21 protein-coding genes and 1 riboswitch are annotated in these 20,973 nt (G+C 34.9%); of the genes, 15 read left to right on the top strand and 6 right to left on the bottom strand.

All coding sequences use genetic code 11. From position 1 onward, the window contains the following. Positions 1-54 precede the first annotated feature (54 nt). Positions 55-918, bottom strand: coding sequence for an effector binding domain-containing protein (locus CNQ82_RS07495; protein ID WP_123144763.1), 864 nt, complete (start codon positions 916-918; stop codon positions 55-57). Between the two features lie 157 nt (positions 919-1,075). Continuing rightward, the gene (gene zwf / locus CNQ82_RS07490; protein WP_123144762.1) at positions 1,076-2,560 is read right to left on the bottom strand and encodes a glucose-6-phosphate dehydrogenase; all 1,485 of its coding nucleotides are present in this window, start codon (positions 2,558-2,560) and stop codon (positions 1,076-1,078) included. Between the two features lie 139 nt (positions 2,561-2,699). Here zwf and rnz point away from each other — a divergent pair, with 139 nt between their 5' ends. Next, positions 2,700-3,620: a ribonuclease Z gene (rnz, locus tag CNQ82_RS07485; RefSeq protein WP_123144761.1), complete on the top strand. Its 921-nt coding sequence runs from the start codon at positions 2,700-2,702 to the stop codon at positions 3,618-3,620. Positions 3,621-3,681: 61 nt separating this feature from the next. Here rnz and proC read toward each other — a convergent pair whose 3' ends face one another. Next, positions 3,682-4,491: a pyrroline-5-carboxylate reductase gene (gene proC / locus CNQ82_RS07480; protein WP_123144760.1), complete on the bottom strand. Its 810-nt coding sequence runs from the start codon at positions 4,489-4,491 to the stop codon at positions 3,682-3,684. A gap of 147 nt (positions 4,492-4,638) precedes the next feature. Between proC and CNQ82_RS07475 the strand changes: the two genes are divergently transcribed. Beyond that, complete coding sequence (locus CNQ82_RS07475; protein ID WP_123144759.1) at positions 4,639-5,403, top strand: SDR family NAD(P)-dependent oxidoreductase; 765 nt, start codon at positions 4,639-4,641, stop codon at positions 5,401-5,403. Between the two features lie 48 nt (positions 5,404-5,451). On the opposite strand, the gene CNQ82_RS07470 is transcribed toward CNQ82_RS07475, so the two are convergent. Beyond that, on the bottom strand, positions 5,452-6,360 hold the full coding sequence (locus CNQ82_RS07470) for an aldo/keto reductase (protein ID WP_123144758.1): 909 nt from the start codon (positions 6,358-6,360) through the stop codon (positions 5,452-5,454). Positions 6,361-6,445: 85 nt separating this feature from the next. Between CNQ82_RS07470 and CNQ82_RS07465 the strand changes: the two genes are divergently transcribed. From CNQ82_RS07465 to xerD, 3 genes are all read left to right on the top strand, one after another. Then, the gene (locus CNQ82_RS07465; RefSeq protein WP_123144757.1) at positions 6,446-6,988 is read left to right on the top strand and encodes an NUDIX hydrolase; all 543 of its coding nucleotides are present in this window, start codon (positions 6,446-6,448) and stop codon (positions 6,986-6,988) included. Between the two features lie 105 nt (positions 6,989-7,093). Further along, a complete protein-coding gene (gene fur, locus CNQ82_RS07460; RefSeq protein ID WP_046099301.1) occupies positions 7,094-7,546 on the top strand; it encodes a ferric iron uptake transcriptional regulator in 453 nt (150 codons plus the stop codon). A gap of 22 nt (positions 7,547-7,568) precedes the next feature. Then, a complete protein-coding gene (gene xerD, locus CNQ82_RS07455; RefSeq protein ID WP_123144756.1) occupies positions 7,569-8,468 on the top strand; it encodes a site-specific tyrosine recombinase XerD in 900 nt (299 codons plus the stop codon). 120 nt (positions 8,469-8,588) lie between these two features. Here the strand turns inward: xerD and CNQ82_RS07450 are convergent, their stop codons facing one another. After that, positions 8,589-9,125, bottom strand: coding sequence for a DUF309 domain-containing protein (locus CNQ82_RS07450; protein WP_123144755.1), 537 nt, complete (start codon positions 9,123-9,125; stop codon positions 8,589-8,591). Between the two features lie 96 nt (positions 9,126-9,221). Between CNQ82_RS07450 and CNQ82_RS07445 the strand changes: the two genes are divergently transcribed. The 6 genes from CNQ82_RS07445 (at position 9,222) to CNQ82_RS07420 (ending at position 14,926) form a co-directional block, all read left to right on the top strand. Further along, a complete protein-coding gene (locus tag CNQ82_RS07445; protein WP_164711992.1) occupies positions 9,222-9,959 on the top strand; it encodes a segregation and condensation protein A in 738 nt (245 codons plus the stop codon). Then, on the top strand, positions 9,943-10,491 hold the full coding sequence (scpB, locus tag CNQ82_RS07440) for an SMC-Scp complex subunit ScpB (RefSeq protein WP_123144753.1): 549 nt from the start codon (positions 9,943-9,945) through the stop codon (positions 10,489-10,491). Before CNQ82_RS07445 ends, scpB begins: the two co-directional genes overlap by 17 nt. Further along, positions 10,484-11,221 carry a pseudouridine synthase gene (locus CNQ82_RS07435; protein ID WP_123144752.1) on the top strand — a complete coding sequence of 246 codons (738 nt, stop codon included), beginning with the start codon at positions 10,484-10,486 and terminating at the stop codon, positions 11,219-11,221. Before scpB ends, CNQ82_RS07435 begins: the two co-directional genes overlap by 8 nt. A 321-nt stretch (positions 11,222-11,542) precedes the next feature. Beyond that, the gene (locus CNQ82_RS07430) at positions 11,543-12,265 is read left to right on the top strand and encodes a response regulator (protein ID WP_123144751.1); all 723 of its coding nucleotides are present in this window, start codon (positions 11,543-11,545) and stop codon (positions 12,263-12,265) included. Next, positions 12,249-13,997 carry an ATP-binding protein gene (locus CNQ82_RS07425; RefSeq protein WP_276308816.1) on the top strand — a complete coding sequence of 583 codons (1,749 nt, stop codon included), beginning with the start codon at positions 12,249-12,251 and terminating at the stop codon, positions 13,995-13,997. Before CNQ82_RS07430 ends, CNQ82_RS07425 begins: the two co-directional genes overlap by 17 nt. A gap of 186 nt (positions 13,998-14,183) precedes the next feature. Further along, positions 14,184-14,318: riboswitch (FMN riboswitch) on the top strand. 59 nt (positions 14,319-14,377) lie between these two features. Beyond that, complete coding sequence (locus tag CNQ82_RS07420) at positions 14,378-14,926, top strand: ECF transporter S component (RefSeq protein WP_123144749.1); 549 nt, start codon at positions 14,378-14,380, stop codon at positions 14,924-14,926. Between the two features lie 187 nt (positions 14,927-15,113). Here the strand turns inward: CNQ82_RS07420 and CNQ82_RS07415 are convergent, their stop codons facing one another. Continuing rightward, positions 15,114-15,362 carry a ferredoxin gene (locus CNQ82_RS07415; RefSeq protein WP_123144748.1) on the bottom strand — a complete coding sequence of 83 codons (249 nt, stop codon included), beginning with the start codon at positions 15,360-15,362 and terminating at the stop codon, positions 15,114-15,116. 97 nt (positions 15,363-15,459) lie between these two features. On the opposite strand from CNQ82_RS07415, the gene CNQ82_RS07410 reads away from it, so the two are divergent. From CNQ82_RS07410 to ypdA, 4 genes are all read left to right on the top strand, one after another. Further along, positions 15,460-16,422 carry a helix-turn-helix domain-containing protein gene (locus CNQ82_RS07410; protein WP_240624875.1) on the top strand — a complete coding sequence of 321 codons (963 nt, stop codon included), beginning with the start codon at positions 15,460-15,462 and terminating at the stop codon, positions 16,420-16,422. Positions 16,423-16,424: 2 nt separating this feature from the next. Further along, entirely contained in the window at positions 16,425-17,807 is a 1,383-nt protein-coding gene (locus CNQ82_RS07405; RefSeq protein WP_123144746.1) for a RecQ family ATP-dependent DNA helicase, read from the top strand. A 277-nt stretch (positions 17,808-18,084) separates the two neighbouring features. After that, positions 18,085-19,806: a LysM peptidoglycan-binding domain-containing protein gene (locus CNQ82_RS07400; protein ID WP_123144745.1), complete on the top strand. Its 1,722-nt coding sequence runs from the start codon at positions 18,085-18,087 to the stop codon at positions 19,804-19,806. Positions 19,807-19,938: 132 nt separating this feature from the next. Then, complete coding sequence (gene ypdA / locus CNQ82_RS07395; RefSeq protein ID WP_123144744.1) at positions 19,939-20,925, top strand: bacillithiol disulfide reductase YpdA; 987 nt, start codon at positions 19,939-19,941, stop codon at positions 20,923-20,925. The last annotated feature ends 48 nt before the right edge of the window (positions 20,926-20,973 follow it).

Here is a 20,973-nt window from a genome sequence, read left to right as displayed (position 1 = left end):
TTAATAAATAAGGCAAAAAGCACGGTTGAAAATTTTCAACCGTGCTTTTTCTATTTAATCTTTCGTAATATCTGGATCGATCGGCAGCCACAACTGAATTTTAGTAAAAGGATCTTCAAATGATATATCGAAAGGGTAAATTTCAACATACAGGCTATTAAGCTCATAAGGTAAAGTCAATTGTAATCTCGTCTCTATATAGTGCCATGCTTCATTTACTGCGAAATCAATCTCTCCTTGCAAATTAAATTTAGCATATTGTCTCGAAGGTAAGTAGCGACTCTCTAAATGAGCCGGATAACGTTCACTTGGTACACCAGCAAAAATTTCAGCACCATTATCTAACGGACACTTCACAACAAATAATTCATGCGGACTCATATCATTATATCTTTGGAGTTCTTTAATTTTGCCGCTATCCAGCAAGTCTTCAATAAAATCTGCTACTACAAATGGATTACTTAAATCTTCTGTATCGACAAAGCGGGCATAGCCTACTAATGTATAGGAATCAGATGTTTCTAACCGATATGTATATGGCGGAGCATCTGTTGTAGTTATTTTTATATATAGACGTTTTTGCATGCGTAATTCATCTTCTTTTACCTTTGCTTGAATCGGCGATACTCCATGATAGTCGCTGAAAGCGTTCGCAAAAGCATTTGTATCTTCATAATGATATTTTTTAGCAATATCGACTAAACGATATGAACCTTGAATAACATCTTCTGCTGCCTTAGTTAGTTTTCTAGCTTCTGCATATTCACTTGGAGACTGACCCACAATCATTTTAAAAGACTGATCAAGATGCATGGGAGAAAGACCGACGTAATCACTCAATTCTTGCAAATGGAAAGGCTCAATGACGCGATCTTCGATATAAACAATTGCCTGCTGAATTTGCTTGATAACGTCCAAACTTTTCACTCCTAAAATTACCGTAAATTACTTTTGCTTTTTATTATACCGCATTTCCTAATAATTTTCCTTTAAAAAAGGGTTAAAGAATAGACAAGGCTGCGCAAAAAATAAGCACAAACTTGTCTATATTTAGTATTAACTCTTTAATTGTTAATTAATGAATATCGTCCCACCAATGGAAACCGTCACGACTTAATAATAACTCACTGTCCAATGGTCCATTAGTTCCTGATTTATAGTTAGGGAATTCTGGAATCACTTGATCCCATTCTTCTTGAATTGCATCCACAAATTTCCATGTTGATTTTAATTCTTCCCAATGTGTAAAGTTTGTTGCATCGCCTTTTAGGCAATCGAACAATAAGTTTTCATATGCGTCTACTGTATTCATTTTATCTTGAGCACTCATAGAGTAAGAAAGTTGAACAGGCTCTGTTTCAATACCTTGTACATTTTTCTTAGCATTTAAATGCAAAGAGACACCTTCATTAGGTTGAATATTAATGACAAGCAAGTTTGAATCTAAATGTTTGTCTTTTTCATAATATAAGTTCATTGGAACTTCTTTAAATTCAACTACTACTTGAATAGATTTACGTTTCATTCTTTTACCAGTTCGAATATAAAATGGAACGCCTGCCCATCTGAAGTTATCAATCATGACTTTACCTGATACGAAAGTAGGGGTATCAGAATCATCCGCTACACGATCTTCTTCTCTATAACCCACCACAGTCTGACCATTGATTTCTCCTTCACCATACTGTCCTCTAACAAAGTTAGTTCGTACATCTTCAGCACCTAGAGGATGTAATGATTTAAGTACTTTGACTTTTTCAGCACGAATGTCAGCGCTGTTCAAGCTAATAGGGGGCTCCATTGCTAATAAAGCTACCATTTGCAGCATGTGGTTTTGAACCATGTCTTTCAAGGCACCACTTGTTTCATAATAACCGCCGCGATCTTCAACACCTAAAACTTCGGAGGAAGTAACTTGGATATTAGAAATATATTTATTGTTCCATAATGGCTCGAACATAGCATTTGCAAATCTTAATACTTCTATATTTTGTACCATATCTTTACCTAAGTAATGGTCGATACGATAAATTTCTTCTTCTTTAAATGATTTACGGATTTGTTTATTTAACTTTTCTGCTGAAGCTAAATCGCTACCGAAAGGTTTTTCAATAACTAATCGTTTAAATCCACGTGTTTTAGTTAATCCTGAGGATTTTAAATAATCAGTAACCACACCGAAGAAATTAGGAGCCATTGCTAAGTAGAAAAGACGGTTGCCTTCTAAACCGAATTCAGAATCTAATTGATTACTGAATTGCAATAATTCGTCATAACTTTGTTCATCACTAACATCATGTTTAAAGTAGAATACATGTTCCATAAATTGATCAAGATGTTTTGTATCTTTTACGTGAGCTTGTATGGATGCTTTAACTTGTTTGCGAAATTCATCGTTAGAATAATCTCGTCGGCCAATACCAATGATTGCAACATGTTGATCTAAATTATCTTGTTGGTATAGGTGAAAGAGCGATGGAAAAAGTTTGCGATGGCTTAAGTCGCCGGTTGCTCCAAATATTGTAATCAAACATGGTATATGCTTTCTTTTATTACTCAAGATTCAAAACCTCAATTCTTAATAAGTTATGCTATTATTATAGACTATGCAGAAATGTTATAACACATTTTTGCTTAAATTTGTACGTGAACGGAGTTCTATTATTATGGTACACTAACGAATAGAGAGGAGCGTTGTTATGGAAATTACATTTTTCGGTACAGGCGCCGCTTTGCCGACCAAAGAACGCAATACACAAGCTATAGCGCTCAACTTGGAACCTTATTCAAATTCTATCTGGCTCTTTGATGCAGGGGAAGGAACACAGCACCAAATTCTGCATCATTCCATTAAACTCGGAAAAATTAATCATATATTTATAACACATATGCATGGCGACCATATTTATGGATTACCAGGCATATTGACCAGCCGTTCTTTCCAAGGCGGTGAAAATAAACCTTTAACAATTGTAGGTCCTAGAGGTATCAAAGATTACATTGAAATCACACTGCAGGCATCTCTTTCACGTTTGAATTATCCAATTACCTTTATTGAAATGGATGAGCAGCTGCATTACCAGCATGAAGGCATTACAGTTACTGCGTATCATCTGAATCACGGCGTACCTTCATTCGGTTATCGTGTTGAAGCACCGACTACACCGGGAAAAATAAATGTTGCTGCCTTGCGTGAAATTGGAATGGAACCAGGACCAAAATATCAAGAAGTAAAAGATTCTGAGACCTTTATTTTCGATGGTAAAATCTATCAATCCTCTGATTTTAAAGGGGACGCAAAAGTCGGTCCCAAAATAGCAATTTTCGGTGATACTATGCCGTGTGAAAACGAACTTAAAATTGCACACGGGGTCGATGTTCTTGTCCATGAATCTACATATATAGACGGCGACAGAACTTTAGCAGATAACCACAACCACAGTCATATTGCTGATGTTTTGTCTTTGCTAGAAAAATCAGAAGCGAAGCAAGCACTTTTAAATCATATCAGCAATCGTTACAATCTTAATGATATAGATAAACTCTATGCTGAGTTACAAAATCAATATCCAGATTTAAAATTTAAATTTGTCAGAGATTTTGATACTTTTGCAATCTAAAAAGAACCGCTGAAGCAGAGAATGAGTAAATTCATCTCTTTTTAGCGGTTCTATATATATATTATTCTTCATTTGAAAGTTCTTTACTACGTTTGACAGCAGCTTTAAAACAATCCTCGAAGATACCTTCTAAATCATGTTGAGATAAAGCGTCAAGGCCGGCTTGAGTCGTGCCGCCTTTAGAAGTCACGTTTTGTCTTAATTGTTCCATACTCAAATCAGAACGTTCAATCATTTTTCCTGTACCAATAATTAAATTACGGATAGATTCTTCAACTTCTTCTTTATCTAATCCTAGTCTCACGCCCGCTTCTACATACTTCTCAAACACATGATACAAGAAAGCAGGACCGCTTCCAGTTATCGCTGTAACTTGATGTAAAGCGTCTTCTTGAACTTCAAGTTCTGAACCAAACGCATTCACAATATCAACGACTTTCTGACGCGCTTCCTCAGGATAATTTTTCGAGAAACTTAAACCAGTGACTGAGTGACCTACTTGAGCATTGGTATTCGGCATGATTCTGGCAATCGGATTATCATGTTCCAGTTCTTTTCTAATATATTGAATTGAAATGCCAGCCATTATAGAAATAAATTTATTTTGATCAGTAATGTAAGGACGAATACGATCAGCCAAAGATTCGAAATCATAAGGCTTTGTACCTAGAAAAACAAAGTCTGCATCTGCTAGTAACGCAGCATCATCATAACTGTAATTCACACCCAATTCATCAGCGTACCCTTTAAGTACCGCTTCATTCGAACGATTAGTAATATAAATATCATTAGGATCAATTACATTAGAATCAATGATACCTGCAAAGATAGCATGTGCCATATTGCCTGAACCATAAAATACAATTTTCATTATTGAATAGCACTCCCTGTATTAGTGATAAGATATTTTATATGATAGCACAATTAATGCACATATTTTACACAACAATGTTATTATTTACCTGTTATGGTGTTAATCAAACATCTTTGAAGATATAAACAGGAGGTTACTCACGCTATGGAGAACTTAATTGGAAAGCATTTTATCATTACAGGAGGTACAAGCGGACTAGGCTATGCTTTAACAAAAGTACTATTGGAGAGGGGCGCAAAGGTGACACTCCTCGTCAGAAATATGGCTAAATTCAAGCAAACTTATTTTCCACACAACCCACATTTAATTCAAGCTATACCCTGTGATTTAAATTCGACAGAACAAATTAAAGCTTTAGATTTTGCGAATGCTACAATTGATGGTCTTATACATAGCGCTGGTTTAGGTTATTTCAAATCAATCAGTGCACATAACGAAGCAGAAATGCTTGAAACATACAGAATCAATGTCGTTCATTTCAACATCTTATTGAATCATTTGGCACCAAGCTTTTCAAAACATCCTTACATTATAGGCATCAGCAGTTTAGCTGCCTTCTCTACACAAGCTCATAGCGGACATTACGCAGCAAGTAAAGCTGCTTTCAACCAAGTATTGAATACCTACCGTCTCGAGCATCCGAATTACCATATTTTAACAGTCAATGCAGGGCCTATTCGTACGCCTTTCCACGCAAAAGCAGATCCAACATTGAAATATGCGGCTCAAGTAGACAAGTTGATGTTAGACCCAGATGAATTAGCCAATCAAATTGTAATCCATATGCTACATCATAAGGCAGAGTTAAATGCGCCCAAATGGTTGCACAGCTTACTTAAATTATATCAGTTAGCACCTAGAAAGTTAGAACATGCTTTTCCGAAATTATTTAATAATAAAAAAGAATGACATGTTTGGAAGAATTTCCAAAAACATGCCACTCTATCTAGCTTTCTATTAATTTAAATGATTTGTATAATGAAGGTCTTTTACACGCTTACGTGCTGCTTGAATACGATTAAAATCTACTTCTGTATTAAGATTTTTTACATTTTCTTCAAGTTGTTCTACACTGCTTGCTCCTGCAATAATAGATCCTAGCACATCTTGAGCACGGGAATAATTAAACGTAAGCGCTGTTAAGTTATGTTCAATTTCCTTTAAAGAAGCAATAGTACTGCCTAATTCTTGATAGCTATAATCAAAAATTCCTTCACTGAATTTGTCATCTAAGGCTTGATTGCTTGAAGATGTTAATAACCCTTTAAAAACCGGGCCTCGGGCTAAGAGTTTTACGCCTTTTTTGTGTGCTGCTTGGAATAAATCTTCAGGTCGATTATCAATTAAATTAAATTGCGCCATCCATGTATCGATATCACTATGCTCTAAATAATAATTAATAACATTAGGGCGAATAGAAGATATCCCATATGCACGAATAAGTCCTTCTTTCTTCAATTCATCAAATGCACTGATTGTTTCATCTAGCGGGTCATCAATCGTGCCGCCATGAAGTTGGTATAAATCCAACTCATCAACGCCTAAGTTTTTCAATGATTGTTTAACGCTTTCTTTAATATGTTTTTTAGAAGGATCCCAAAATGTTGTTCCATCTTCTTTAAGATGATTTCCTACTTTCGTTCCAATAACAATATCGTGCGTATTTTGATAAGGTTTCAGAATTTCACCGACTAATTTTTCATTTATCCCTTTATCATACATATCAGCTGTATCAAAATAAGTAATTCCTAATTCAATTGCACGTTCGATGATAGCTTGTGCATGCTTCTTTTCTGTTCCTAGGCTCATACACCCTAAACCTAATTCAGATATCTCTAATCCGCTCTTCAAAACATTCTTTTGCATGTTTCTACTCCTTTCGATACACTTTAATTGTCTAACAATCCTAGTTTAGCAATAAATCAAAATAGTTAAAAGGAACGTGATTATAATGGACTTAACAGAAAAAACACTTAGCAAAAAACATATCTATTCAGGAAAAATTATAGATGTAGATGTCGATGAAGTACGGTTGCCGAATGGAGAGACTTCTAAACGCGAAATCGTCAACCACTCAGGCGCTGTGGCAGTTTGTGCGCTCACACCTGAAAATAAAGTCGTGTTTGTGAAGCAATATCGTAAACCCGTTGAAAAAGTATTATTAGAAATTCCGGCCGGAAAATTAGAAGAGGGGGAAGACCCTGAAGAAGCTGCACATCGCGAATTAGAAGAAGAAACAGGCTATATCGCTGAAAGTTTAGAATTAATTGCAGATGTTTATACTTCTCCAGGTTTCGCAAATGAGAAAATCTCCATTTACTTTACAGATAATTTGAAGAAAGGAAATGTCCATTTAGACCCTGATGAATTTGTCGAACAAGTAGAGTTAAGTATTGATGAAATCAATGATTTAGTAGCAAACTTAGAAATTACAGATTCTAAAACTTTAATTGCACTTCAACATCTATTATCAAATTATAATCATTCTAAATAAAGAGTGAGAATGAGTTGCTTTTTTAACAAAATACTGGTAGTTTAATAATTGAGTCATTAAACAAATTAAAATGATTATAATTATTAGTAGAGGAGTGAGGCTTCCGTGGAAGAACGTTTAAAACGCGTGAAGCAGCAATTACAACAATCATCTTATAAATTAACTCCACAACGTGAAGCAACTTTAAGAGTTTTGATTGAGAATGAATCAGATCACCTTAGTGCTGAAGATGTTTATTTGAAAGTAAAAGATAAAGCACCTGAAATCGGTTTAGCAACAGTGTATAGAACTTTAGAGTTGCTTGCTGAGTTGAAAATCGTTGATAAAATCAACTTCGGAGATGGTGTATCTCGTTTTGACTTGAAAAAAGAAGGCGAAAAACACTTTCATCACCATTTAGTTTGCATGGAATGCGGCAAAGTTGAGGAAATTGCTGAAGATTTATTGCCTAAAGTTGAAGAACGCGTAGAAAATGAATTTAATTTTAAAATCTTAGATCACCGTCTTACATTTCATGGCATTTGCAGTGAATGTCAACAAAAGAAAAAAGAAGTATGAAAAGGTAAGAAGGTGAAGTGTGATGGAAACCAATTATAATGTAGTAATCGAAGAATATCTAAAATTTATACAAATTGAAAAAGGACTAAGTGCGAATACAATCGGCGCTTATCGCAGAGATTTGAATAAATACAAAGAATATCTAGTATTAAAGAAGATTAGTAATATAGATTTTATAGACCGTGAAATTATTCAACAATGCTTAGGCTACCTGCATGATGATGGTCATTCAGCTAAGTCTATTGCTCGTTTTATTTCTACTGTCAGAAGTTTTCATCAGTTTGCTTTAAGAGAACGTTATGCAGCGAAAGATCCGACTGTTTTAATTGAAACACCAAAATATGAACGGCGCTTGCCAGATGTATTAGATGTTGAGGACGTGCTTGCATTATTAGAAACACCCGATTTGTCAAAAAATAATGGATACAGAGACCGCACCATTTTAGAGTTGTTGTATGCGACTGGGATGCGTGTGACGGAATTGATTCATGTACGAGTTGAAGATGTCAACTTAATCATGGGATTTGTGCGAGTTTTCGGTAAAGGCAGCAAAGAACGAATTATCCCGTTAGGCGAGACGGTGATAGATTATTTAAAAAAATATATCGAAACAGTCAGACCGCAGTTGTTGAAACAAACAGTTACTGACGTTTTATTCTTAAATATGCACGGCAAACCTTTATCTAGACAAGGTATTTGGAAACTTATCAAACAATATGGCGTTAAAGCCAATATTAAAAAGAAACTGACGCCGCACTCACTCAGACATTCATTTGCCACTCATTTGCTTGAAAATGGTGCTGATTTAAGAGCGGTTCAAGAGATGTTGGGGCACTCAGATATTTCGACCACACAACTTTATACTCATGTCTCAAAATCACAAATCAGAAAAATGTACAATGAATTCCATCCTAGAGCTTAAATTAGAAGATACTCAGATTAGCTATAAAGAAATCTTGTGTCACAGGTTTCTTCATAGCTATTTTTTTAGCAGTTTCAGAACGGACCGCAGTTTACTTTTTTAGAGCAGTAAAAAACACAATCAATTTCCTTCTGCATTATCATGGTCTTTCTGCCATTTTAATTTACTTCTTTTCAATGCTTCTATTCTAGCTTGTTCTACTTCATGCCGATCCCTTAATAAATGATGGTCATAAATATACGGTGTTTCATTAATATAGGTCATCACTGCATAATCTGGATAGCATTGCTTCAACTTCTTGATAGTTATAGCAAGCAAAGGTAATTCAGTAACTTGGAAACTGCATTGTTGGCTTGCATTTTCACATAATTGAGTGAGCATATTTAAATAGGCCTGATGCTTTACTCCTAAGGTTTCCATGTTGTTATTCTGATAATCTGCTACACGGTAGGCCCGTTTAAATAAAGTTGCCGCTCCTTTGTTATTGCCCCGACGATAATGATAGCACCCTGTTGCGCATAATATCAGGCTAACTACTGCGTCATTCTTAGAATAGGAAGGTTGTGCTTTCCAAGCCTCTTCTAAAATGTCATGACATAAAAAATAATGCTGTTTGGCATGAAATTGATAATAATAAGATAATAATGCCTCTTCCATTGTCTTCACCTCCTGCTTCTGATTTATTTATTTAGACGATTCATGTATAATATTTTACTGAATGACAAACGTAACATGCAATTAAAGGAGAACCAAATGTACGAAGTTAAACTAGATGCTTTCAACGGTCCCTTGGACTTATTGCTTCATTTGATACATAAATATGAAATCGACATTTACGATATTCCGATGAAAGCTTTAACAGAGCAATATATGAATTATATTCACGCAATGAAAAAATTAGAAATTAATATCGCCAGCGAATATTTAGTTGTAGCTTCTGAATTATTGATGATTAAAAGTAAAATGCTTTTACCTCAATATGATGTAGAGGAAGAAAGTGAATTAGATGACCCGCGTGAAGATTTAGTCGGACGATTAATTGAATATCAAAACTATAAAGAATATACAGAGTTTCTGAATGAAATGAAAGCACAAAGAGAAAATTATTACAGCAAACATCCTACAGATTTAAGTCACTTGGAGACTGTAGAAGTCTGGGATGATTCCCAAACTATTGATTTAACAGAATTAATTATGGCATATCAAAGAATTAAAACCAGAACGTCTTTCAACACACCTAAAAGTGTAACAATTCAAAAAGAAACGTTTACTATTGAACAAGCTTCAAAACAAGTCACTGAAAAGCTCGCACTTTCCAACTCTTTTAATTTTTTCAGTCTCTTCACTTTCAAAGAAACGACAGAAGAAGTGGTGACTCATTTCTTAGCAATTTTAGAAATGTCTAAATCGGGAATTATACAAATTAACCAAGATAAAGATTTTGCAGATATCAGTATTACAAGAGGTGTAAATTATGGCATTGGAGCATAAGGGGATACTAGAAGGTTTATTATACACAGCAGGGGATGAAGGCTTAGAAGCCAGCCAAATAATGGAAGTATTGGAAATAACCGAAGATGAGTTAAATGAACTTGCAACATCCTATCAGGCTCCTGGATTAATGATCCAACAATATGGTACTACATATGTATTAACTACCAAATCCGAAGCTGCTCCGTATATTGAAAAGTTGATTAAAAACCAATCGAATATGAAACTCTCGCAAGCAGCAATGGAAGTATTATCCATTATCGCTTATAATCAACCAGTAACAAGAAGCGATATTGAATTAATTCGCGGCATTAATTCGGATGGTGCAGCTAAGACGTTAATTGCAAGAGGTTTGGTTGAAGCTAGGGCAGAGGATAACTCTCGCAGTCAGCAACTTTATACAACGCCTTTATTCTTGAATGTTTTTGGTATGGCAAACTTGGATGAACTTCCGACAACTGAAGAAGAGGAAGAAGAAATAGAATCATTTTTCAATAATTTGATTAACCAAAAAGGAGATAATAATGAGTAAAGAATTAGAAAGATTACAAAAGAGAATTGCAAACAGCGGCTACACTTCACGCAGAAAAGCGGAAACATTAATCACTGAAGGCAAGGTTAAAGTAAATGGTGAAACGGTGACTGAATTAGGTACAAAAGTTAAAGCCTCTGATAATGTTGAAGTAGAAGGCGTTAAATTAGAACAAGAAGATAAACTTTATATTCTTTTTTACAAGCCGGCACAAGTCATTACCAGCGTTTCAGACGATCGCGGCAGAACAGTTGTAACAGATTATTTCGATGACTTGGAAACGCGAATTTATCCTGTGGGCAGATTAGATTATGATACTTCAGGTTTACTGTTGTTAACTAACGATGGGGAATTTACTAATCTAATGACACATCCAAGATATAAAATTAAGAAGAAATATGTTGCCAAGTTGAAAGGATACTTGATGAGAGATGAAGTCAAAGCACTGGAAAAAGGTGTTCAATTAGAAGACGGTAAAACGCACCCAGCTGAAATCAAGATTAAAAATCAAAACCAAGAAAAAAATACAACGGTAGTAGAAATTACTATCTCAGAAGGCAGAAACCGTCAAGTACGCCGTATGTTTGAACATTTTGGACATGAAGTTACTAAACTTTCACGTATTGAACTAGGAGGCTTTTTAACACTTAAAGGCTTAAATGCTGGTGAAGGACGTGTAATGACACCCCATGAAGTTAAGAAACTCAGAAACTTAGCTGAGAATGGTTAAATCTGAAAAGGCATAAAATTGCAGCAAAATCTTTGTGAAACTTTACACAATATTTTACGTTGTGTGCGCAAACGCTTAGTTACAATTATCTTGTTGATATATGCTTATGATATAATATCCTTTGTAGTGAAAAATTATTTGTTATAAAGTAGTCAATACTAATCGACAAATGAACGATGTTAAATTTCAAAATATCCAATACTAACCAATCTAAACAGATAAAAAAGATGAGTGATACCACGAATTTGAGATTGCAGTAAACACAATTCGTCTTGACGTATCATATAAAATTGGATACTCAAATGGGAGGTAGCAATAACTATGACAAAAATACTTGTCGTTGATGATGAAGAAAGAATCCGAAGACTGCTTAAATTATATTTAGAAAGAGAATCTTTTGATATCGAAGAAGCTGAAGACGGCAAAGAAGCATTAGATATGGCATTGAATAATGATTATGCTTGTATCTTATTAGACTTAATGCTTCCCGAATTAGACGGTATAGAAGTTGCAAACCGTTTAAGAGAGTATAAAGACACACCTATTATTATGTTGACAGCTAAAGGGGAAGAGACAAACCGTGTGGAAGGATTTGAATCTGGGGCAGATGACTATATCGTCAAACCATTTTCACCTCGCGAAGTTGTTTTACGCGTCAAAGCCCTGTTAAGACGTACCTTAACAGCAACTTCTGAGCAAAATGAGCCACACGCTAGAGATTTGATTGAATTCAAACATTTAGTGATTGATAACGATGCACATCGTGTACTTGCTGATGGCACTCAAGTCAACTTAACGCCGAAAGAATATGAACTTTTAATTTTCTTAGCGAAAACACCGAACAAGGTTTTTGACCGTGAACAATTATTGAAAGATGTATGGCATTATGAATTCTACGGAGACTTGCGTACTGTAGATACACATGTCAAACGTCTTAGAGAAAAATTAAATCGTGTATCCTCAGACGCAGCGCATATGATTCAAACTGTCTGGGGTGTCGGTTATAAATTCGAGGTCAACAGCAATGATGAAACGGCTCAATAATGTCGTAATAAAACTGTGGTTAACTATAATTCTTATAGTGACGACAGTTTTAATTTTACTTAGTGCAGCTTTAATTACCTTTATTCAAAACTATTATACGCAAGATACTGAACAATCCTTAATTAAAGATGCCGAACGTATCAGTGTATTACTCGAAGAATCCGATAATAAGGCACTGGCAATCAAACATAGTAAAGCATTGATTGAAGGTCCAAGCGGCCTGATTATTATGAAGAATAAAAACGATGAATTCTATAATTCACATTCTAAACTGAAAAACGAAATGATGAATGTGATTACTAAAAATTCAAATTATCAAAAAGTATTTAAAGACCATCATAAAGCCTCACAACATGTGAAGTTAAAAGTCGATGGTAAAACAAGAACTTACGTATTGTTAGGTTATCCGACAAAAATAGATGCTGCCAATCCAAACGGAGCAGTATTTATTTATCAAGACTTAAAGAGTATAGATGATACCAATAATGTGATTACCATCATTATTTTAGCGACCGCAGTTATCTTCTTAATTATAACGACTGTTTTTGCATTCTTTTTATCATCAAGAATTACCAAACCGCTTCGCCAACTCCGTACTCAAGCAATGAATGTATCTGAAGGCGACTATACGCAAGTCAACAATATCAATTCGAAAGATGAAATTGGCGAGTTAGCACATTCTTTCAATAAGATGAGCAATGATATCCAAAGACATATTGATGAGATTTCTGCTTCAAAAAATATCAGAGACAGTCTTATCAATTCAATGGTTGAAGGCGTACTAGGAATTAATGAAAAGAGAGAAATTATTCTTTCCAATGAAATGGCTAAAAAAATGGCCGAGCAGCTACGAGCTACAAAAAAAGAACAATTTACTGAACAAATGGATCGTACGTTTGAAGAAAAAGAAATTCAGTTCCAAGAATATGAAGTCAAAAATCGCTATTATGTCGTTATTATGAGTTATATCGAACAATTCCAACCGCATCAAAGCGGAGTGGTAGCGATTATTCGAGATATGACCAACGAGCATCAGTTAGATCAAATGAAAAAAGATTTCATTGCTAATGTTTCTCATGAACTACGTACACCTATCGCCTTATTGCAAGGTTACACAGAATCTATTGTGGACGGCGTAGTTTCTGAACCAGAAGAAATCAGAGATTCACTTTCAATCGTTCTAGACGAAACACAACGCTTAAATCGTCTCGTCAATGAACTTTTAAATGTAGCAAGAATGGATGCTGAGGGACTATCAGTTAACAAAGAAGTTCAACCTATCGATAACTTATTGCAACGCATGCAATTGAAATATCGTCAACAGGCTTTAGATTTGCAGATTGATATTAATTTAGCACCAGACACTAATGGAAAACTTTGGTACTATGATACCGATAGAATGGAGCAAGTACTGACAAACTTAGTGGACAATGCCTCCCGCTATACTTCACCGGGAGATGCAATTACTATCAGTACAGGCGAATCAGATCAATACGATATTTTATATGTTTCCGATACAGGCAGTGGCATAGCACCCGAACATATCGATTTAGTATTTGATAGATTCTACAAAGTAGATGCTTCTAGAAAACGCGGTAAAGAAGGCACAGGATTAGGCTTATTTATCTGCCGTATGATTATTGAAGCACAAGACGGTACGATCGACTTGAAGAGTCATTTAGGAGAGGGTACAACCTTTATTATTAAATTACCTAAGCCTCCAAAAAGATAAGTAAACCAATTGATAAGGACTACATCTTGTATCACAACTCCCTATATAAAGTAGCCACTTAAAAAGTGAAAGCTTTATATGGGGAGTTTTTATATTAAGAGACAAATATCTTTTCTATTTAAGCATTGGGATTGAATCAAAACATCTAATCCGATATAATAGATAAGAAAATAAAATAATAATGAAATTCATCTTCGGGGTCGGGTGAAAGTCCCAACCGGCAGTAATTAAAGCCTGCGACCTGTATTTATTAATTATAAATATGGCTGATCTAGTGAGAATCTAGAGCCGACAGTATAGTCTGGATGGGAGAAGATGGAGGGTTTATTTGTTGTGCGTAAATTCCTCCTATTCGCGTAAGATGAATGGAAGGAGTATTTATGAATCAACAAAAAAACAAACGCTTTATCATTATAAGTATGATGAGTGCCATTGCGTTTATTTTGATGTTTATCAAATTTCCGCTGCCATTTTTACCACCATACTTAACACTTGATTTCAGCGACGTTCCTGCATTGCTTGCAACATTTCTATTTGGACCTGTAGCAGGGGTGATTGTAGAACTCATCAAAAATTTGCTTAACTTCCTTTTCAATATGGGAGATCCGATTGGGCCTGTAGCAAACTTTGCAGCTGCAGTCAGTTTCTTACTTACTGCATTTTATGTAAGCAAATTATCTAAAGGCAAATTAAATATTATTATGGGTTTAATTGTAGGTACATTAGTAATGACTTTAGTACTAAGTATCTTAAACTATTTTGTCTTATTGCCTTTATACGGCATGATAATGAACCTTGCAGATGTAGTAAAAAATTTAAAAATTATCATTGTATCAGGAATTATTCCGTTTAATATAATTAAAGGGATTGCGGTATCCGTTATTTTCCTTTTACTCTATAAACGTCTTAAAAAAGCATTGAACTATTAACAAATAGTTACTGCTCATTCATATATTAGGGGCTGGGGCATTCATTTGTTCCAGCTCCTGTCTCTTGAATTAGCGACAGTTTCCTCTTAATAAAACAAAAAGAGACCAAAATACGAATCATATTTTGATCTCACACATTCATCTATATTTAGCGAAGAATACTAACTTAAAAGACGATTGATAGTCATTATTCGAATTTTAATGCATCCCCATCGAAAGGCTCATCTGCAATTTTAATAGAGTCTGTAGGACAACCTTCATCTGCATCTTCTAAATCTTCATAAAGTTCTTCTGGAACTTCTGCTGTACCTTTATTATCATCTAAAATAACATATGCGATACCTTCATCGTCATAATCATAAATATCTGGAGCTGCTGCACCGCAAGCACCGCATGCAATACAAGTATCCATATCTACAATCGTATATTTAGCCAATTTTACTTCGCCTCCTTTTACAAAAATGCTACACTTATAACGTATTTTTATTTTAACACCAGGAATTCTTTTTTCAATACAACAGATTATTAAGGTGATGATTGATTTGAAAGAAATTATTCAATACATAAAAACACATGCTTATCATTATAAAACTACTAAAAGTCTTTATAATATCATCGTTGGTGCTAAAACTCATCAAACTTATTTTGATGCATGTAGCCAACAACTTTTATCATTATATCACAGTCATCCAAATTTAAAATATCCGTCATTCGAACGAATATTCAATAGTTTGAATGAAAGCGGTGACAATTTAAATATTGATCTAAAAATTACTCCTCGCTATACTTTTGAAAGCATACAACAGACATTCCAAGTAATTCAATTATTAATTCAAACAATTTCTTATAATAATCATCACACTTTATCTTTTATACCCGTCTCACAAATAAACAAAGTTCAGCATAGAGTGAAAAGAATTTTTCATAAAATTAAGCAAGAACAGAAAGAAAAATTATTCGAAGAGGAAATATATCTTCTGTTTAAACGAATCAATAAAGAAAATGATAACTCCATCCTACATTATTTCCTGCAAGGTTTTGAAGAAACGATGTATACCAACCAGCAAGTGGGGATGATAGAATCATTAACTGACGATGATTTGCTACGTATAAAAATGAATGATTTTGTAGAAATGATGAGTCAGTTAGAAAATAAAGACGATTTTCCTATTTTAAATAAAGCGATTATACTACCGGTTTTATCCCAAAATGCATATCAAACTTATCAACACGTTAAAGAAGGATTAAAAATGAAACAAATTGCTCATTTAGAAAACGTCAAAGAAAATACAGTAGAAGATCATATTTTGGAATTATTTATCAAAGGTTACTTATCAGACTACAATAAGTATCTTAATGAGGTTTTTTATAGTAATTTCAAACCTTTCTATCAGAATCAGAAAGAATCACGTCTCAAGGCATTTAAAGCAGAATTTCCAAATAACAGCTATTTCGAAATTAAACTTGCGATTATACGCATAGCCAGGGGGGGATAGAGATGCTGCAAGAAGCCCTTGAAAATTGGTTTGGCTTCGATTCATTCAAACCAGGACAAGAAGCAATCATCCAAAGTGTATTGCATCATCAAAATACTCTAGGAATCTTACCGACCGGCAGTGGTAAAAGTTTATGTTATCAGTTGCCGACTTATATTATTCAAAAGCCAACCTTAATCATTTCACCCTTGATTTCTTTAATGGATGATCAAGTTATGCAAATGAGAAAAAAAGGTGAACGCGCAGTATGCTATGTGCATTCCGGTATGGGTATAGATGAAAAAATGCAAAATCTTAAGTTGATTAAAAAGGCTAAATTTATCTTTTTAAGCCCAGAATTTATATTACATCGCGATAATATTAAATACTTGAACAACATCGATTTAGGCCTGATTGTCTTAGATGAAGCACATTGTATTACAGAATGGGGCTATGATTTCAGACCTCATTACGCTTTAGTCGGTAAAATTACGAAGCGCTTCCCTAAAGCTACTGTATTAGCTTTAACTGCTACCGCTCCTAAACACTTAAAACAAGATTTGGACGAGATAGTAGACACTCAGTTTCATGAAATTAAAACTAAAATGGACCGCAGTAATATTTCCTTATCCCATCTCAATTTCGACAATGATAAAGAGAAAACGGAATGGTTAATAAACAAGATAAGCTCAAGTGGTCCTACTATCATTTATGTATCTTCTAAGAAAAAATGTCGTGAACTTGCTCAACTTATCTATAATGCTGGTTATTTAACTGGAATTTACCATGGGGACATGTCTTATCAAGAAAGACAAACTGTTCAACAACAATTCTTGCAAAATGATATTCCAATCGTTGTAGCAACCAGTGCATTCGGAATGGGGATTAATAAACCTGATATTAGAACTGTGATACATTACCATCTTCCTCCTAGTCCCTCAAGTTATATCCAAGAAATAGGCAGAGCAGGAAGAGATGGCACATACAGCCAAGCTATTAGTTTATTTCAGCCAGATGATGCATATTTATTAGATACCTTAATGTTTGCTGATATTATCAGCGAAGCCGATATCGATGCATTTCAAGCAGGGGGTATACTTCCAGAAGAAAAACAACGTATCATTGAAATTCTTCGACAACGCTTTTCTCTAATAGAAATCCGTCAAATATTTCAACGTTCAGAAATGCGCAAAAAGGACGGTTTGCTGAGAATGTTAGGATATAAAAATCTTACAACTTGTCGACGAGAGTATCTGATGTCTTATTTTGGTGAAACTATCGAAAAACCCACATCTTGTTGTGACAATGATCATAATGTGGAAATTATTAATGAAAGAAATACCAAAAAAGTAACAAGGAAGATGGATTATTTAGAAAAACTCAATCAAATATTCATAAAAAGTTAAAACTTTCATGAAACTTCATGTTATGGTAGATGAAATGTAGTTAATACATGCTTAATCAACAAATTTAAATCCTTTCTTTTCTACTACACACTAAAATTATAAATAAGATGGATTGTCCTTTAAATTAAGAAAAAGTGCGATTTTATATACATCTTTTATTTGTCGAAGACTATCCGTGCAAGTTATAATAATAGTGTTAAGATTTAAATTTTTAACTTTCATATTGAGGGGTATGGATACTACATATGAAATTTAATCACTAATTTACAGAGAAAGGATGATGGCGTTGTCAAATAACAACTTTAAAGATGATTTCGAACGTAATCGTCAGTCAATCGATCCAACGCACAATGATGACAATCAGCAAAATTCTGATACACCGATTGATTCCAATGAGCATGATGAAACAAACAACCAAGAACCTAAAACTGGAGCAACTCATTTCCCGCCAAGGGGCTCTCAACGCAGACGTCGCAGAAGAAGAGAAACTGCAAAACATCAATCAAATGAAGAAGAACTACATACTGATAAACAAGATGTAGAAGACAAAGATAATTCTGCTGAGAAAAAAGACAACAAAACTAAAGCAGGTGGGGCTGCTGCAGCAAGTGTCAGCGGAGGAATTATCGGTAAAAAATTGCATGATAATCATGAAGACAAAGAAAAATCCTCAGCTCAAAAAAATGAAAAAAGCGAAGTAGGAAGTTTAGACGATCGTTCCGCTAAATCATATGACAATAGTAGTCGACAAAGTGATAAAGAAGAACCGTTAGCTAAAGAAAAAGATAAACCTACTGAAAAACAAGCAGCAACTACTGGAGCAGGCAGTGTGGCAGACAATAACGTTGCAAAGAAAGATTCAAAGCATAGTGAAGAGTCAAATCACGAAAAATCAGTTGATAAAAATGGCGATGAACCACAACGAGCAGCTTCTAAAGATAATCAAGAGAAAAAGCATAATACAGGTAAAGCAGCTGGTGCTGCAGCTGTAGGCGCTGGAGCTGCGATGGCTGGCAAAGCTGCTAAAGACCACAAAGATACCAAAGATAATCGCAATGAGAAACAAAAAGATTCAGAAAAGCCAAACGACAAAAAAGACAGTAATGCTAAAAAAGCTGGCGCTGCTGGAGCTGGTGTTGCCGGTGGTGCTGCTGCAAGCAAAGCGACTGAATCTCATAAAGAAAACAAAAATGAAGAAACAAAAGATAAGAAACATAATAAAGGTAAAGCGGCAGCAGCTGGAGCTGGCGTGGCAGGCGGAGCTGCAGCTACAAAAGCAGCAAGCGCTCACGGATCCGGCGGCAGTAATGGCGGCAACGGTGGTAACGGAGGAAATGGTCCAGAAGATAATGGAAACCATGACGAACCTAAGAGAAAAGGCGGAATGAAAAAATTATTACCATTGTTGTTAGGCTTGATTATTATTGCAGCAATTGCTATTTTTGGCGGCATGGCTTTAACGAATCAAGGCGACCACAAAGATGGCAACGACAATAAAGTAGCTAATCATTCTAAAGATAATAAGAAAGATGATGCCAAAGATAAATCATCAGACGCTCAAAAAGGCAAGAAATCTGATGATAAAAACAGCAAAGATAAAAATTCAGACAAAGCTACCGAATCAGACGATAGTACGAATAAACAAAATGATGATAATGCAAATAACAACGCTGCCAATGATTCTGCAAATGCTAATGGTTACGGCAATGATGATCAAAATGGTCAAAACGGCCAAAATGGTTATAACCAAGATCAACAAAATCAACAAGGACAAAACCAACAAAATGGTCAAAATGGCCAATCTAACCAAAATAATCAGCAGGGACAAAACCAACAAGGCGGACAAACGCACACTGTATACGGCAAAGAAAATCTTTATCGCATTGCAATCCGCTATTACGGTGAAGGTACACCAGAAAACGTTGAAAAAATCAAACGTGCTAACGGCCTGAATAGTAATAATATCTCTAATGGCCAACAACTTGTTATTCCGCAATAAAACATTTCTATCCCAGTAACGAGTACTTCCTCGTTACTGGTTTTTTTATGTTTATCAATAATTAAAGTAAAACTCTTTTAAATTCAAATATGACTGATATAATATTATAGGTGAGCGAAGGAGGACAAGACGATGCAAACAGTCGAAAGTATTATCATCGGTGGCGGCCCTTGTGGTTTAAGCGCCGCTATTGAACAGAAGAAAAAAGGAATTGAAACGCTAGTTATTGAAAAAGGAAATGTGGTAGATGCAATTTATAATTATCCAACCCATCAAACCTTTTTCTCATCTAGTGATAAATTGAGTATCGGCGATGTGCCTTTCATCGTTGAAGAATATAAACCACGCAGAAACCAAGCGTTGGTATATTATAGAGAAGTTGTAAAATATCATCAACTTGATGTACATGCGTTTGAAGAGGTCCTCACAGTTAAAAAAATTGGTAAACGCTTTACAATTACAACTACAAAAGACACTTATCAATGCAGATTTCTTACAGTAGCAACTGGTTATTATGGTCAACATAATGATTTAGAAGTAGAAGGTGCAAAATTACCTAAAGTTTTCCATTACTTTAAAGAAGCACATCCTTATTTCGACCAAAATGTGGCAATTATCGGCGGTAAGAACTCTGCTGTTGATGCTGCATTAGAATTAGAAAAAGCTGGTGCTAATGTCACAGTGTTATATCGAGGTTCAGATTATTCTGCAGCAATCAAACCGTGGATTTTGCCAAATTTTGAATCACTAGTACGTCACGAAAAAATTGATATGCACTTCAATGCAGAAGTTACAAAAATTGACGAGGACAGTATCACATATATTCAAGAGGGCGAAACATACTCTATACCGAACGATTACGTATTTGCAATGATCGGCTATCATCCCGATTATGATTTCTTGCAAAATATTGGTATTGATATTCATACTAATGAATTTGGAACTGCTCCAGTTTATGATAAAGAAACATATGAAACTAATGTAGAGAATTGTTATATTGCAGGAGTAATTGCTGCAGGTAACGATGCTAATACGATTTTTATTGAAAATGGAAAATTCCATGGGGGTATTATTGCCCAAAATATTATAGCTAAAAAACAAACACCTTTAGAATCTTAATCTTAACTTCTTAACAAAAGCGGGAGCGGAACATTAATTTGTTCCATT

The organism is Staphylococcus debuckii (genome assembly GCF_003718735.1).
GTDB lineage: Bacteria > Bacillota > Bacilli > Staphylococcales > Staphylococcaceae > Staphylococcus > Staphylococcus debuckii.
The sequence above is the reverse complement of the archived record's forward strand: the minus strand, read 5'-3'. Positions and strand labels throughout refer to the sequence as shown.